The organism is Exiguobacterium sp. Leaf196 (assembly GCF_001423965.1).
Lineage (GTDB): Bacteria > Bacillota > Bacilli > Exiguobacteriales > Exiguobacteriaceae > Exiguobacterium_A.
In genome coordinates this window covers 607,517-621,436 of the sequence record NZ_LMPV01000001.1, presented here as the reverse complement: position 1 = coordinate 621,436, position 13,920 = coordinate 607,517, and the positions used below count along the sequence as shown (strand labels likewise).

General features: G+C 46.7%; 9 protein-coding genes and 1 pseudogene. 5 read left to right on the top strand and 5 right to left on the bottom strand.

Annotated elements, in window-relative coordinates; genetic code table 11:
* Window positions 1-5: 5 nt before the first annotated feature.
* The 3 genes from ASG02_RS03200 to adhE form a co-directional block, all read right to left on the bottom strand.
* Window positions 6-2,720 carry a bifunctional 2',3'-cyclic-nucleotide 2'-phosphodiesterase/3'-nucleotidase gene (locus ASG02_RS03200; RefSeq protein ID WP_056060725.1) on the bottom strand — a complete coding sequence of 905 codons (2,715 nt, stop codon included), beginning with the start codon at window positions 2,718-2,720 and terminating at the stop codon, window positions 6-8.
* Between the two features lie 471 nt (window positions 2,721-3,191).
* The gene (locus ASG02_RS03195; protein ID WP_056060722.1) at window positions 3,192-4,592 is read right to left on the bottom strand and encodes a hypothetical protein; all 1,401 of its coding nucleotides are present in this window, start codon (window positions 4,590-4,592) and stop codon (window positions 3,192-3,194) included.
* A gap of 191 nt (window positions 4,593-4,783) precedes the next feature.
* A complete protein-coding gene (adhE, locus tag ASG02_RS03190; protein ID WP_035408492.1) occupies window positions 4,784-7,378 on the bottom strand; it encodes a bifunctional acetaldehyde-CoA/alcohol dehydrogenase in 2,595 nt (864 codons plus the stop codon).
* Window positions 7,379-7,714: 336 nt separating this feature from the next.
* On the opposite strand from adhE, the gene ASG02_RS03180 reads away from it, so the two are divergent.
* From ASG02_RS03180 to ASG02_RS03160, 5 genes are all read left to right on the top strand, one after another.
* Window positions 7,715-8,266, top strand: a complete 552-nt coding sequence (locus ASG02_RS03180) for a carbonic anhydrase (RefSeq protein ID WP_023467896.1) — start codon at window positions 7,715-7,717, stop codon at window positions 8,264-8,266.
* Between the two features lie 313 nt (window positions 8,267-8,579).
* Window positions 8,580-9,899, top strand: a complete 1,320-nt coding sequence (locus tag ASG02_RS03175) for a Na+/H+ antiporter family protein (RefSeq protein WP_056061913.1) — start codon at window positions 8,580-8,582, stop codon at window positions 9,897-9,899.
* 124 nt (window positions 9,900-10,023) lie between these two features.
* Window positions 10,024-10,617, top strand: coding sequence for a DedA family protein (locus ASG02_RS03170; RefSeq protein WP_056060719.1), 594 nt, complete (start codon window positions 10,024-10,026; stop codon window positions 10,615-10,617).
* 60 nt (window positions 10,618-10,677) lie between these two features.
* Window positions 10,678-11,562, top strand: a complete 885-nt coding sequence (locus ASG02_RS03165) for a hypothetical protein (protein ID WP_052019050.1) — start codon at window positions 10,678-10,680, stop codon at window positions 11,560-11,562.
* A gap of 166 nt (window positions 11,563-11,728) precedes the next feature.
* Entirely contained in the window at window positions 11,729-13,096 is a 1,368-nt protein-coding gene (locus tag ASG02_RS03160; protein ID WP_035408498.1) for an amino acid permease, read from the top strand.
* A gap of 158 nt (window positions 13,097-13,254) precedes the next feature.
* On the opposite strand, the pseudogene ASG02_RS15755 reads toward ASG02_RS03160, so the two are convergent.
* Both ASG02_RS15755 and ASG02_RS03150 read right to left on the bottom strand, forming a co-directional pair.
* A pseudogene (locus tag ASG02_RS15755) lies at window positions 13,255-13,440 on the bottom strand (ATP-binding cassette domain-containing protein); the annotation flags it as partial.
* A 111-nt stretch (window positions 13,441-13,551) separates the two neighbouring features.
* A complete protein-coding gene (locus ASG02_RS03150; protein WP_056060713.1) occupies window positions 13,552-13,833 on the bottom strand; it encodes a hypothetical protein in 282 nt (93 codons plus the stop codon).
* Window positions 13,834-13,920 lie beyond the last annotated feature (87 nt).

The window sequence follows — 13,920 nt, the reverse complement described above, 5'->3', positions numbered from 1 at the left end:
AGATATTACTTCGTGATGAAGTAGCGTGACTGATCGAGATGATCTTTCGCTGTATAGATGTTGAGTTTGTACGAGCCGTTCGTCAATGCCTTACGCATCTTCAAGACATAGTTCCCGTGCTGATCCGCCACGTCTTGAGCAATCAATTGATAACCAGACTCTGTTTTTTGGTAGAGGCGGACGATTTGTCGTTTTTCGACTTTACCTGTCAACGTCTTTTTGCCTGACCATTTTTTGACCGGATACGTGTTCTTAATCGTGAACGACGCCTTTTTCGTGATCTTGTTCGAGATGTCTGTCGACTTGACCGTGTACGTACCTGTCGTTAGACCATTTTTGACCGCAATCTTGAAGCCGCTTGCCGTCGTTTTCGCTTTCGCGATTTTTGTTGATCCTTTATAGAGCGTCACGTCAAGACCTTCCGTTGCTTTACCGCGGAGGATAGTTGATCCGTAAACTGCTGATTTTTTATCGATCGCCGGTGTCGCAACGACACCTGTTCCGACCGTGACGTTCGTTTCTGTCTTCATGAAGCTGAGTTCTGAGACAATCGTCAACTGATCACGCAATTTAAGCGGACGTGTCACGACTTCATATTGACCCGCTTCGTTTGCTGTTGCTGTTCCAAGGACTTTATCACCGAGTTTGACCGTGACTGTTGCGCCCGGAACGGCTTGACCAGTAACGACTTTCGCACCTGGTTTAACTGCTTTTGCCGAGACCGTGAAGTCTTTCATCGGCACGTTCATGTTGAATTTAAGGAACGTACCTGTCTCGCCCGGACGTGTTACACCTGTATTCGTGATGCCTTCATACCGCTTGACGTACGGTGCAGCTGCAGCCGCTGAATCAAAGCTGACCGTCATCGGTTTGCTTGCGACGAGTGACCAGTTGTCGTCCGCTTTATAATCAACCGGTTGTTTCGCTTTGATGAAGTCCGAGATGACGTTACGTGTTTCGTAAGCCGATTTGTAGACGATGTTCTTTCCGCCGCCAAGACCTGGGAACGTCGCACTACCAGCGCGATAGTTGTTCGTCGCAACGAGGAATTCTTGATCGTCTGTGATGGCTTTTCCTTGATATTTGATGTTTTGAACACGACTTGCATCTTTATTGGCGACACCACCGTTATAATCGAATTTCGCCGGTTTCGTGATGTCGATTTCATATGTCAGTCCATCGAGGATATCGAAGTTGTAGCTCCGGAATTCTTTGTTCAACAACTCTGTCTGCTCACCACCAACTTGGTTGAATTGACCGGCAGACATCTCGAGCCAATCTTTGACGTCAGCACCTGTTACTTTGACGACTTCGAGTGTATTCGGATAAACATAGAGATCGGCAACGTTCTTCAGTGCGATCGGTCCCTTTTTGATCAATGTGTAATCGGATGCGTTGACTTGGTTACGACCACCTGTTTTGAATGGTGCACCTGCTGATAACAACGGGAGATCTTTATATTTCGCAAGATCCGCATTTTCGTTGAGTTGTTTCTCGACATACCATTTTTGAGCGTTCGTCACGAACTGAACCGAATCATCGTCTTGCGCGAGGGCAAAGAAGCTCTGGATATCGTCATTGATCGTCCCGACTTCTTGACGAATATAAGCGAGTGTTCCTTCATGCGCTTTTTCGATCAACTTGACGGCACCTGCATCTGCTGTCGTGTCTTTCGTCACGTCCGCTAATTTAGCGCCAGATGTATCAACGACCCATTTCCCGTCGACTTGCTTCAATTGAAGATCGATGACACCGACGTTTTTCCCTTGCGTGTTCGCCATGACGACCGGTTTGCCATTGATCAAGCCGTTCGTTGCATCAACGTTTGGTAGTTTATTAAACGCCGAATCGGCTGCCGGGAATTTGCCATGCTGGTGACCGGTCATCAAGACATCGATGTCTGCGACTTTCGTCAACGCGTAGCCAACGTTCTCATCACCATCTTTTTGATCAGTCGTATCCCCGATACCTGTGTGTGCGAGTGCCACGACAACGTCTGCGCCAGCATCTTTTAATTTCTTCGCTGTTGCTTTAGCAGTCGGGATGATATCTTCAGCCGTGACTTTCCCCGTCAGGTTCCCCGCATCCCATGCCATGATTTGTGGCGTGACGACTCCGAACACACCCACTTTGACTGTGTTCATGTCACCGTTCTGGTCCTTGACTTGACGTTCGATGATTTGATAGTCTTTTCCATCTTTGTTGTAGTCCGCGACGATTGGCTTTTTCGTGACCGCATCCAATACGTTCGAGTTGACGAACTTGATTGAACCGCTCGAAGCACTCATCGCTGACTTAAGGAAATCAAGACCGAAGTTGAATTCATGGTTTCCGAGCGTGACCGCATCATAACCAAGGTATTCCATCAATTCGTACATCGGATGTTTGCCTTTGTTTCCTTTGTCGTACTGATTCTTGACGTAATCACCAAACGGTGTTCCTTGAAGAGTATCTCCGTTATCAAATAAGAAGCTGTTCGTCGCGCCCACTTCCGTTTGTTGCTGTTTGATGACTGTAGCGGCTTTGACAAGACCGATCGTCTCGTCCTGTGCATCCTTGAAATAATCGTAGTTCATTGAGTTCGTATGTAAATCCGTTGTTTCTAAGAAGCGTAACTTGACGACACTGTTGTCGGCAGCAAGTGTCTTGACTTGAACGACTGGTACGAGCATCGGTGCGATCAATGTCGATGCGATGACAAGTTTTGTAGCTTTTTTCATATGGATTTCCCCCCAGGAAGTTTTAACTGCTTCATTAATTTAGCATGGTTCGATTATAGCTAATAGTCCTTTCAAATAGGTCGGACATCCGTCTTATTTAACCTACTTAACCAATTCCAAATACTGGCTTTACATTGTTGATTTTACCTTTACAAATCAGGTTCACATGGTAAAAAAAGGGGATGATACAAATGAGATGAACCACATAAAAAAACGATACATTTTAGGACATGAACCTGAAAACGTATCGTTTATAATTGATGTAGAACGTAATTGTTCATTCTCAACTCCTACAGGAAAAGAAAGCACGTTTTTCGCTTTCGTCAGGGTCAGGTGAGACCCGGTAGACGAAACGTAGTTTAGGATACCGCGGCTTACCTCCCGCCTGTGGAAAGCAAGAATGACAATAACGTTCGTCGTCTCCATTCATGGCACATCTCCTAGTGGAAGAGCTTCATCACTCCACGTCTCTTAAACCGTTTTGTCGGGCTTCCGCCGGACGACATAACCAAGAATTCCACCAAGTAACGCAAGTCCTGTTGCGAAAAGCACCGTCCATCCTGCCGTCTGTTGAGCGAACTCGAATAAGACGTCACTCCGCCACTTCATCGCGAACTGAACATATGAAGCTTGACTGACGATGAAGCTGATGACACCGATCGCGATCGCAAAAATGAATGGGTCGATGATCGACTTGAAACTCCGGATACTACAGACGAAGTAAATCACAAATGTCACGAGTAACAACACCCAATACGCACTCTCACTTGAGATGTTTGGTGCCGTCGTTCCGGCCGATTCAGCATCAATTGCTTGGATCGTCTGTCGTGCGACACCGTAATCAACAGGATCAAGCTTCAATTGTGTCGCTGATAAATCAGGACGTTCTCCACCGATTAACGTCAGCAATTGTTCCGTCACCCGATTCGTATCAATCCCATCGACAACTTTCTGAATCGAGTCATTGAGCTGTTCCGTTGAAGTCTCCCCGTTTAGCATCGAGACCGGGATTTCCGCATTCGCTCCAAGGACGTCTGCTTGATACACGACTTGTCCACCATGAATCCAGTCATACATCCCTCCACTTCCGGCGTTCAGACTCGCAACGGTCAATGCCGTTCGTAGTGAGGAATCACCGTCATACTCCGCTTCGTCCTGCACCGTAAAGACAAGTTGGAGCGTACTCGCGAACATCAAAATCAGCAAGCTGGCACGTCCGGCAGCTGTCAGACCGGATAACTTTTGCGGGAAAAACGCCATCCAACCAAGCAGACTGACGACGAGAAGTGGTAAGATCCCGCTCATCGCATAGCCGTCTTGTAACGCAAGGAATGGGACACTGTTTCCGCGTCCGGCAAGGACGAACCAGATGATTCCGACCGTTAAAAAGAAACTGACCGATCGAATCGTCCACCCAAGACGACTTGCCTTAATCCGTAACACTAAAAATAACAGGACGATCAATCCGATACCAAAAACAGAATAAAGCAACGTGCCGTAAGAGACATCGAACGTCAATGGCGCAAGGACTTGTTTTAAGTCAATCCCAAACAACGATAAGACGTCGCCGGCAGAACTTGCATCAAGCACCTGATTGATGATCCCTTCTCGGACTGCGCTCGGCATCGTGATCGACAGCCCACCGACGAACAAAAGCATCAACGAAACAGTGATGTCTGTTTCTTTCCATGTGATATCCGCCTGTTGCATCTGCTTCACGAGATCCTGATAGTCTGAGGATGAGGTGATTTGTGAAGTCAAAAATGCCATCACACCGTAGATGACACCGAAAAAGATGAGACCGATGAGGACGCCATACAGGACGTCCCAGACGGAAAACCGTCGTTGTTTCCTTTCTTGCCTTGACTCCATCCCATTTCCTCCTTTTTATGTCTGATGTTTGAATATTCCTGCTACAACGAAACCAAAAACATCAAATTCATTCAACAGCCATTATATCCCACCTTTTCTCTGACTGTCTCCATCGATTTCCAAAACAAAAACCGACTTCTCAGAGTGAGAAGCCGGTTGAACGATCTTTTGCCATAGTATTTTTTTCTCTATTAGATGCCTTCGTATGCTTGTTCCATGATCGTCCGTAATTCAGCGACAAGCGGCATCTTTGGATTCGCTGTCGTACATTGATCTTCGAAAGCATCGACTGCCATCTTATCGAGTTTTGCCTCAAAGTCTGCTTTTTGAATACCTTGCGCCTTGAATGACATCTTGATGTTGAGACGTTGTCCAAGATCGGCAACTGCTTGAATAAGTGATTCGACCCCTTGTTCTGTCGTTGCTGCCGGAAGACCGAGGTAACGTGCGATGTCGGCATACCGTTCATCGGCGACGAATGATTCGTATTTTGGGAATGCTGCCAGTTTCGTTGGGCGTGACGCATTATAACGAATGACGTGTGGCATCAGGATCGCGTTCGTCCGTCCGTGTGGTGTGTGGAATTCCCCACCGATTTTGTGCGCGATCGAGTGGTTGATTCCGAGGAAGGCGTTCGCGAAAGCCATCCCTGCCATCGTTGACGCATTGTGCACTTTCTCCCGAGCTTCTGCGTCAGATCCGTTCTCGTACGCTCGTGGCAAGTAGTCAAAGATCATCTTGATTGCTTTGAGTGCCAGTCCATCCGTGTAGTCGTTCGCAAGAACCGATACGTATGCTTCTGTTGCATGAGTCAAGACGTCCATTCCGGTATCAGCAGTAATCGAAGCCGGTACAGTCATGACGAATTCCGGATCAACGATCGCGACGTCGGGTGTCAAGGCATAGTCAGCAATCGGGTATTTGACGTTTTTCTCTTTATCCGTGATGACGGTGAACGGTGTCACTTCTGAACCCGTACCCGATGTCGTCGGGATCGCGACGAACTTCGCTTGACGACCGAGTGCTGGGAATTGATACGCCCGTTTGCGGATATCGAGAAATTTTTGACGTAAGTTCGAAAACGTTTCGTTTGGCTGTTCATAGAAGAGCCACATTCCTTTTGCAGCATCCATCGCTGACCCACCACCAAGAGCGATGATCAAGTCGGGTTTGAAGTCACGCATGGCTTGGGCACCTGTCTGAACAGTCGTCACCGATGGATCTGGTTCGACTTGGTCGAAGATCCGGTAACTGACAGACTGTGGCAAGTTTTGAATCACTTTATCGGCATATCCGAACTGTACCATCGTTGGATCGGTGACAATCATGACGCGTGAGACGTCAGTCATTGACCGGAGGTACTGGACGGAGTTCTTTTCGAAGTAGATTTTTTCAGGTACCTTGAACCATTGCATGTTCACGCGTCGTCTCGCCACCTTCTTGACGTTGAGTAAGTGTTTCGCAGTCACGTTCTCAGAAACAGAGTTTTTCCCATATGAGCCGCAACCGAGTGTTAGTGATGGTGTCAACTCGTTATAAAGATCACCGATTCCGCCATGAGCAGATGGACTGTTGACGAGAATCCGGCAGGCTTTCATGCGGAGTCCGAACGCTGTCATCAAATCATCGTTCGTCGTATGAATGACGGCGGTATGACCGAGACCCCCGATTTCAAGCATCTGTTCAGCAATCGTAAACGCTTCTTCGGTGGATGCAACGCGGTACGCACCGAGTACGGGACTGAGTTTTTCATGCGACAGTGGTTCTGCTGCCCCGACGTACCCGAGTTCCGCGACGAGCATGACCGTCGTTTCCGGAACATCGATCCCAGCTTTTTCTGCAATCCATGTCGCAGGTTTCCCGACGATGTCCGCATTGACGGCACATGTATCGGTTTTGATGACGAGTGATTCGAGGCGTTGTTTTTCTTCCGGTGTACAGAAGTAACAACCGAGTGCTTCCATTTCAGCACGGACCGTTGCATATATTTCTTGGTCAACGATGACGGCTTGCTCAGACGCACAAATCATCCCATTATCAAACGTTTTTGAGAGAACGAGATCGCTGACTGCCCGTTTGACTTTTGCTGATTGTTCAATGTAGCAAGGAACGTTCCCTGGTCCAACACCGAGTGCCGGTTTACCTGTTGAATACGCTGATTTGACCATTCCTGCACCACCTGTTGCCAGGACCATGGCGATGTTTTCATGGTTCATCAAGACTTTCGTTGCTTCAAGTGATGGTTCTTCGACCCATTGAATGCAGTCTTTCGGCGCCCCAGCTTTGATGGCTGCATCGCGAAGTGTTTTCGCCGCTTCGACGGAACACCGTTGTGCCGACGGGTGGAACGCGAAGATGATCGGGTTACGTGTCTTAATCGCAATCAATGCTTTGAACATCGTCGTTGACGTTGGGTTGGTGACTGGTGTGACACCACAGACGACACCGACCGGTTCAGCGATATATGTGATGCCGTTTTGGACATCTTCTTCCAGAATCCCGACCGTTTTTTCATGACGTAGACTGTTGTAGATGTATTCTGTCGCAAATATATTTTTAATCATCTTATCTTCAAAGACACCGCGCCCTGTCTCTTCTGTTGCGAGACGAGCGAGTTCGACGTGCCGTTCTAGTCCGGCAAGTGCCATATCACGGACGATCGTATCAATTTTTTCTTGATCGAATGTCAATAACTCCTGTAATGCACGTTGTCCTTTTTCAACAATTTGTCCAATTGATTGTTCGACCGGCGTTACCGTCGATTTTGTTTTTTCTTTCACAGCCATGAGTGGTTTCCTCCCTGTCGTGGAACGAATCTGAGTTTGATTTGCCAACCATTATGTCAGGAATGCCAAGCTGTTTTTCAATAGTTTGTGCTTTCCTTCACAAATCAATCATAACTCCTTTTTCCTGTTTTGTGCATGACCATCCTGTGAATTCCCTCACATCCTTGGTAACGTTTACATCTATTGCGGATTCTCCTTTTTCATCGTTTTGCTCTATGTACGAAGACGTGTGCGATTTGTCACACTCGCATTTTCGTGACTTGATAGCCATTTCATCATCTTGTATTCTGATTATGGGGTACATATTAAGAGCTACCACTAAAGGAGGACACTTGAATGTCAGTTGTACAGGAAATGCTAGCTTTCAACGAGCGATTCGTCGCCGAAAAACAGTATGAGCAGTTCGTCTCGGATAAGTTCCCGGACAAAAAGGTCGTCATCCTGACGTGTATGGATGCCCGCCTAACGGAACTTCTTCCACACGCACTCGGCCTTAAGAACGGGGATGCGAAGATCATCAAAAATGCCGGTGCTATCCTATCGCACCCATTCGGTTCTGTCATGCGTTCGATTCTCGTCGCATTGTATGCACTCGGTGCCGAAGAAGTCGTCGTCATCGGTCACCACGACTGCGGCATGAGCACGATTGATCCTAAACATATGATCAGCGAAATGAAGGATCGAGGTATCGACCAACAGATTCTTCACACGCTTGAAGTATCAGGTGTTGATTTAAATCAATGGTTGCGTGGCTTTACGTCAGTTCAGGAGAGTGTCGCCCACTCCGTCAGTCTCGTGAAGAACCACCCCTTACTGCCACCTGGTACGAATGTCCATGGACTCGTCATCGATCCAGGGACCGGTAAACTCGACGTCGTCGATTGCTGATTGCTCTCTATAGAAGAAACTCAACGAGATTTGGATATTCTACTCCATCTTAAATTAAAGATAACGTGCCATTTTCTTTTAAAGGAGAAGGATGGCACGTTTTTTTGTGTGAGCCATTTTTAGTGATCAAAACGCTTTTCATCTCATGCTTCCGGGTATAAAAAAATGTGACTTTTTATGCAAAGCTAGAAAGCCTATCGTGAAGTCCTTTAATACGAGGTCAGACTTTTATCCTTGACAGTGTTCCACCATGGCTGTAAGATACTTTAGTATAGTGCAGTGATAACAAAAGAAAGTGTGGTTTTACCGAATGATTAACGCCGTATTGTTTGCCGTCTTTTTACTATTCATCTTAGCGATCTTCCGCGTCCACATCGTGCTCGCGATGGTCATCAGTGCGTTCGCCGGCGGTCTCGTCGGCGGTCTCGATTTAACGAAAACAACCGAAGCATTTGCAGGTGGTCTTGGCGATGGGGCAGAAATCGCTCTTAGCTACGCGATGCTTGGTGCGTTTGCTGTTGCCCTCTCGAAAACGGGCTTACCGGGTGCTCTCGCTCACGCATTGATTGCACGTTCACGTGGTAACGCAAGTGCCGCATCGGTCAAAAAATTAAAAGGATTCGTCTTGTTTGCGATTCTGTTACTCGCAATCAGTTCACAAAATGCTTTACCGATTCACATCGCCTTCATTCCGATCATCATTCCGCCGCTTCTTGGTCTCTTTTCTCAGTTGAAGATGGACCGACGTCGAATTGCGATCATCATGACATTCGGTCTCGTCACACCGTACATGTTCTTACCGATCGGATTCGGAGACATCTATCTGAATCAGATTTTACTGAAAAACCTTAAAGCTAATGGTCTTGATACGACGGGAGTTTCTGTCATCGAAGCGATGGCGATTCCAGCACTCGGAATGGTCGTCGGTCTCTTGATTGGTCTTTATACGTACCGGAAAGAGCGGACGTATGAAATTCGTGATATCGCCCCAGACGACTATGAAATCCCGGTCATCACGAAAACGAAACTGATCTTAAGTGGTGTCGTCGTCATTGCGACATTGATCGTTCAACTGCAGACGGAATCAATGATTCTTGCTGCAACGACGGGACTCATCCTCTTCTTGTTGCTTCGTCTCGTTCGATTCAGTGAAGCCGATGACGTCATCACGCGTGGTATGCGGATGATGTCATTCATCGGTTTTGTCATGATCTCAGCGAACGGATTCTCGAACGTCTTGCGTAAGACGGGTGATATCGAACCGCTCGTTGAGAACTCAAAAGCATTGATGGGCGACTCCCAACTTGTTGCCGCGTTCGTCATGCTCTTGATCGGTCTTCTCGTCACGATGGGCATTGGATCAAGTTTCTCAACTGTTCCAATCATCGCTGCGATCTTCGTTCCACTTTGTATCCAGTACGGCTTCAGCTTAGAAGCGACGGTTGCGATCATTGGGACAGCTGGTGCTCTTGGTGACGCTGGTAGCCCCGCGTCAGACTCGACGCTTGGACCTACGAGTGGTTTGAATGCCGATGGTCAGCACGATCACATGCGAGAAACCGTCATTCCGACGTTCTTGCACTACAATATTCCGTTGCTCATCTTCGGTACGATTGCTGCGGTCGTATTATAAAAACAAGACGGATTCGCTATCATGGTGGATCCGTCTTTTTAATTGTCTCCGTTTTTTTCCTTTTCATTTGATCTTCGGTTCTCTAAAATAAAGGAATGTACTGATTACAAAGGAGTTGTCTTACGTGTTATCTCAAATCGTCAACCAGATTTTGCTTTCACTTGCCGATCTCGGATATTTCGGTATCGCCCTCGGGTTGATGATTGAAATCATACCGAGCGAAATCGTTCTCTCATACGGCGGATTCATGATTTCTCAAGGAACGATTAGCTGGCCGCTCGCTGTCGTCGCCGCCGGCATTGGCGGATTGTTGTCGCAATTGTTCTTATATTGGTTTGCTCGCTATGGCGGTCGTCCATTGATCTTGAAGTACGGAAAGTATGTCCTGATCTCTGAACATCATCTGGATTTAGCTGAACGCTGGTTCTTGAAGTACGGTCAAGGTGTCATCTTCGGAGCTCGCTTCATTCCTGTCGTCCGCCATGCCATCTCGATTCCAGCTGGTCTTGCGAAAATGGATCAAACGAAGTTTTCGCTCTACACGGTTCTTGCCATCATTCCATGGTCAATCTTGTTCCTCTATCTTGGAGAAACACTCGGAACGAACTGGCGCTCGATCAAGGAAGTCGCTGCACCATATACGAATGGTGTTTTGATTGCTGCCGTCGCCTTAATCATCGTCTATTTCTTCTATAAACGCCGTCAACGGTCGGTTTAACTTATCAAGCAGTCTGTCTGTCGACGGACTGTTTTTTTACAACACATAGGAGGTCCTGCCATGCTCACATACCCGCTCGCCCATTTCCCGTTACGTCGTTTGACCGCATCCTATCGTTCTGGAAGCCCGGTCGCGACTGGCATCACTGTCAGCGGACATATTTTAATCGTTGAAGAAACCATCGACGAATTGCTCGAAACATCTGTGCTTTCCATTCATCAATTGAAAGATGATTGGCGAAAGACGACGATCGTCGAAAGAAACGACATCGACTTTTCCTTCGTTGATCGTTTTCCAGACGGACGGCTGTTACTCGTCGCTTCTCGTTGTGATGATGATATCGACGGCACATGGTTGCCGAACGCCTTTATCTATGATTCTCAAGGTCAGTTACTAAATAGCTTTTGTTTAGATGATGGGATTCAGAATATGCAAATCGACGAACAAGGTTGGATTTGGGTTAGTTATTTTGATGAAGGTATCTATGCCGATGCCGTCACGAGTTCAAATGGTGCTTTCGGTCTGGTCGCTTTTGACGATACAGGTGAAGTGCAGTATAAGAATCGCCAATATCCGATTGATGATTGTTATGCTCTGAATGTCTGTTCATCAACAGAAATCTGGTTCTTCTACTACTCCGATTATCGTTTCATCCGTATCAATCAAGCGGATGATCTCGTTTGTGAGGCTCCTACGATCGCCTTTTCTCAGTTTGCTCGGTACGATGACCATCTACTTGCCGCATACTCTGATGATGTACAGTTACTTGAACGAAACGGAACACGTTTTAAGAGCATTCGTTCGATTCGTTTCATGACCGAACAAGGAAATTCCCTGTCAGGTGACCTTACAATGCGTAATGATTTGATCGTCTTAGCAACTGCTGAGCATCTGTATGTTGGAAGACTAGGTCAACAACTTGACACTCTACTAATGGGCGAATGAAAGCTGTTACATGTTTGTTTCATTAATATCTGATTATTGAAAACTCTATTTCAAATTTTCAAAAAGACTAGCCGAGCCCTATCCGAGGATAGTATACTCAGCTTTATAGTTCTTACGACAAGTTGTCTGAACATTATGACGTCACAGATTTTTTTTGGGGGAAACGATGAGTTCGAATTTGAAACGAGATTTAACAGCACGACAGGTACAAATGATTGCACTCGGAGGAACGATCGGGGTCGGTCTTTTTCTTGGAGCATCGAGTACAATTGCTTGGACGGGACCATCCGTCTTACTCGCGTACATGCTAGCAGGAGTCTTTATCTTTTTCATCATGCGGGCACTTGGTGAGATGGTCTACACCCATCCGCACAGTGGTTCGTACGCAAAGTTCGCAAACGATTATATCCATCCAGCTGCTGGTTTTTTAACAGCAAGTAGTAACATCTTCAACTGGGTCGTCGTCGGAATGAGTGAAGTCATCGCTGTCGGGACATATTTACGCTTCTGGTGGCCGGAACTACCAACATGGATTCCAGGGGTCATCGTTATCATTCTCTTGACGCTCGCGAACCTCGCTTCCGTCAAGATGTTCGGTGAACTCGAGTTCTGGTTCGCCTCAATCAAGGTAATAACGATTCTTCTGATGATCGTCGCTGGCTTCGGAATCATCTTCTTTGGTCTAGGGAATGATGGAAACCCGGTCGGCTTCTCGAATCTTTGGGCGAACGGTGGATTTTTCACGAATGGTTTCACCGGCTTCTTCTTCGCGCTCTCGATCGTCTTCGCCTCTTACATCGGTGTTGAGTTGATCGGCGTAACAGCTGGAGAAACAAAAGATCCAGAGAAAAATATTACGAAGGCGATCAATGGTGTCGTCTGGCGAATTTTGATTTTCTACGTCGGATCCATCTTTATCATCGTCACGGTGTATCCGTGGAATGAGTTATCGGATCTCGGCAGTCCGTTCGTTGCGACATTCGCCAAGGTCGGTGTGACGATTGCTGCCGGCATCATTAACTTCGTCGTCATCACGGCCGCTTTATCCGGTTGTAACTCAGGAATCTTCAGCGCCAGTCGGATGATCTATGCATTAGCGGAAAAAGGGCAAATGCCGTCTTTCTTCTTAAAGGTCAATAAACGTGGGATTCCGCTCTATACAGTTCTAGCCATTTCAATCGGGATTTTCTTTGGTGTCATTCTCGATATCATTCTCCCGCACGTTCTCGGAAAGGATACGAACATCTTCGTTTATGTCTACAGCGCTTCGGTACTACCAGGGATGGTGCCGTGGTTCGCGATATTAATCAGTCATATCCGTTACCGAAAACTCGAAAGTGAACGGACAGCCTCGCATCCGTTCAAGATGCCAGGTGCGCCGGTGACGAACTATTTATCGATCGTCGCGCTGATCACAGTACTCGTCGGCATGCTGTTCAATGACGAGACACGCGTCTCAATCTTAATCGGAATCGCCTTTTTGATTTTAAGTACGATCTACTACATCGTAAAAGTACCGAAAATCGAAAAATAATCGTTTGTTTCTCCTCTCATGACAGTATGAGAGGAGTTTTTTTCATTCACTGTATTTTTATTTTGACGTCACATATTATTCATAGTGTTCGTGATTTCCCGAACGTCTAAACAATTTAACGACAGAAAGGAGAGATGAAATATGAATGGATTCAATTGTTTCCTGCTCGTCTTAATCGGTATTCTCAGTTTAATCAGTGTCGTCAGCATCTGAACAGTCGTCGATTTCCCGGCACCGTTCGTTCCAAGAAAGGCGAAGATTTCCCCTGCTTGCACGTCAAACGAAATCCCTTTGACGACATCCTTTCCATCGTACGTCTTCGTCAAGTTCACGACATGAATCATCTTCATTCCTTCTTTCCATGAATTCAAAGTCATGTCCAAGATTTTCCTATTTTTTCTGTTCGAAAATCAAAAAAGACACCTGAATCGGTGCCTTGATTCAATCTCTAACGATTACTCTACAATCTGGTATACACCATATACGGCACCTGCAGACAAGGCGAGCGTTACGACTACCGACACCAGCATCATCTTAAACTCAACTCCTTTTAAGCGAACGGCTCGCGCTAACGCGAGACTAAACGATAGTACCGCGCCACTCGTAAATACAAACGCTCCTGCGAACAGTAACGTAGGATTAATCCAAACATCTCCGATGACGAGCCATGTGTAAGTGACACAGGCTAAAAGAGCGGTCATGATGAGCCATTGTTTCGATGTTCTCTTTTTCAACATATCGGTTTCCTCCTGGTTTGCTTCTACATACTTGTTCGACTTTTCCCATCAGATTCCTGTCATTAAAAAATCGTGCCTCCTGCTATC

Bases quoted from the DNA above. Each gene is read 5' to 3' on its own strand.
- ASG02_RS03200 (WP_056060725.1), bottom strand. From the start codon at position 2,720: ATGAAAAAAGCTACAAAACTTGTCATCGCATCGACATTGATCGCACCG.
- ASG02_RS03195 (WP_056060722.1), bottom strand. From the start codon at position 4,592: ATGGAGTCAAGGCAAGAAAGGAAACAACGACGGTTTTCCGTCTGGGAC.
- adhE (WP_035408492.1), bottom strand. From the start codon at position 7,378: ATGGCTGTGAAAGAAAAAACAAAATCGACGGTAACGCCGGTCGAACAA.
- ASG02_RS03180 (WP_023467896.1), top strand. From the start codon at position 7,715: ATGTCAGTTGTACAGGAAATGCTAGCTTTCAACGAGCGATTCGTCGCC.
- ASG02_RS03165 (WP_052019050.1), top strand. From the start codon at position 10,678: ATGCTCACATACCCGCTCGCCCATTTCCCGTTACGTCGTTTGACCGCA.
- ASG02_RS03160 (WP_035408498.1), top strand. From the start codon at position 11,729: ATGAGTTCGAATTTGAAACGAGATTTAACAGCACGACAGGTACAAATG.
- ASG02_RS03150 (WP_056060713.1), bottom strand. From the start codon at position 13,833: ATGTTGAAAAAGAGAACATCGAAACAATGGCTCATCATGACCGCTCTT.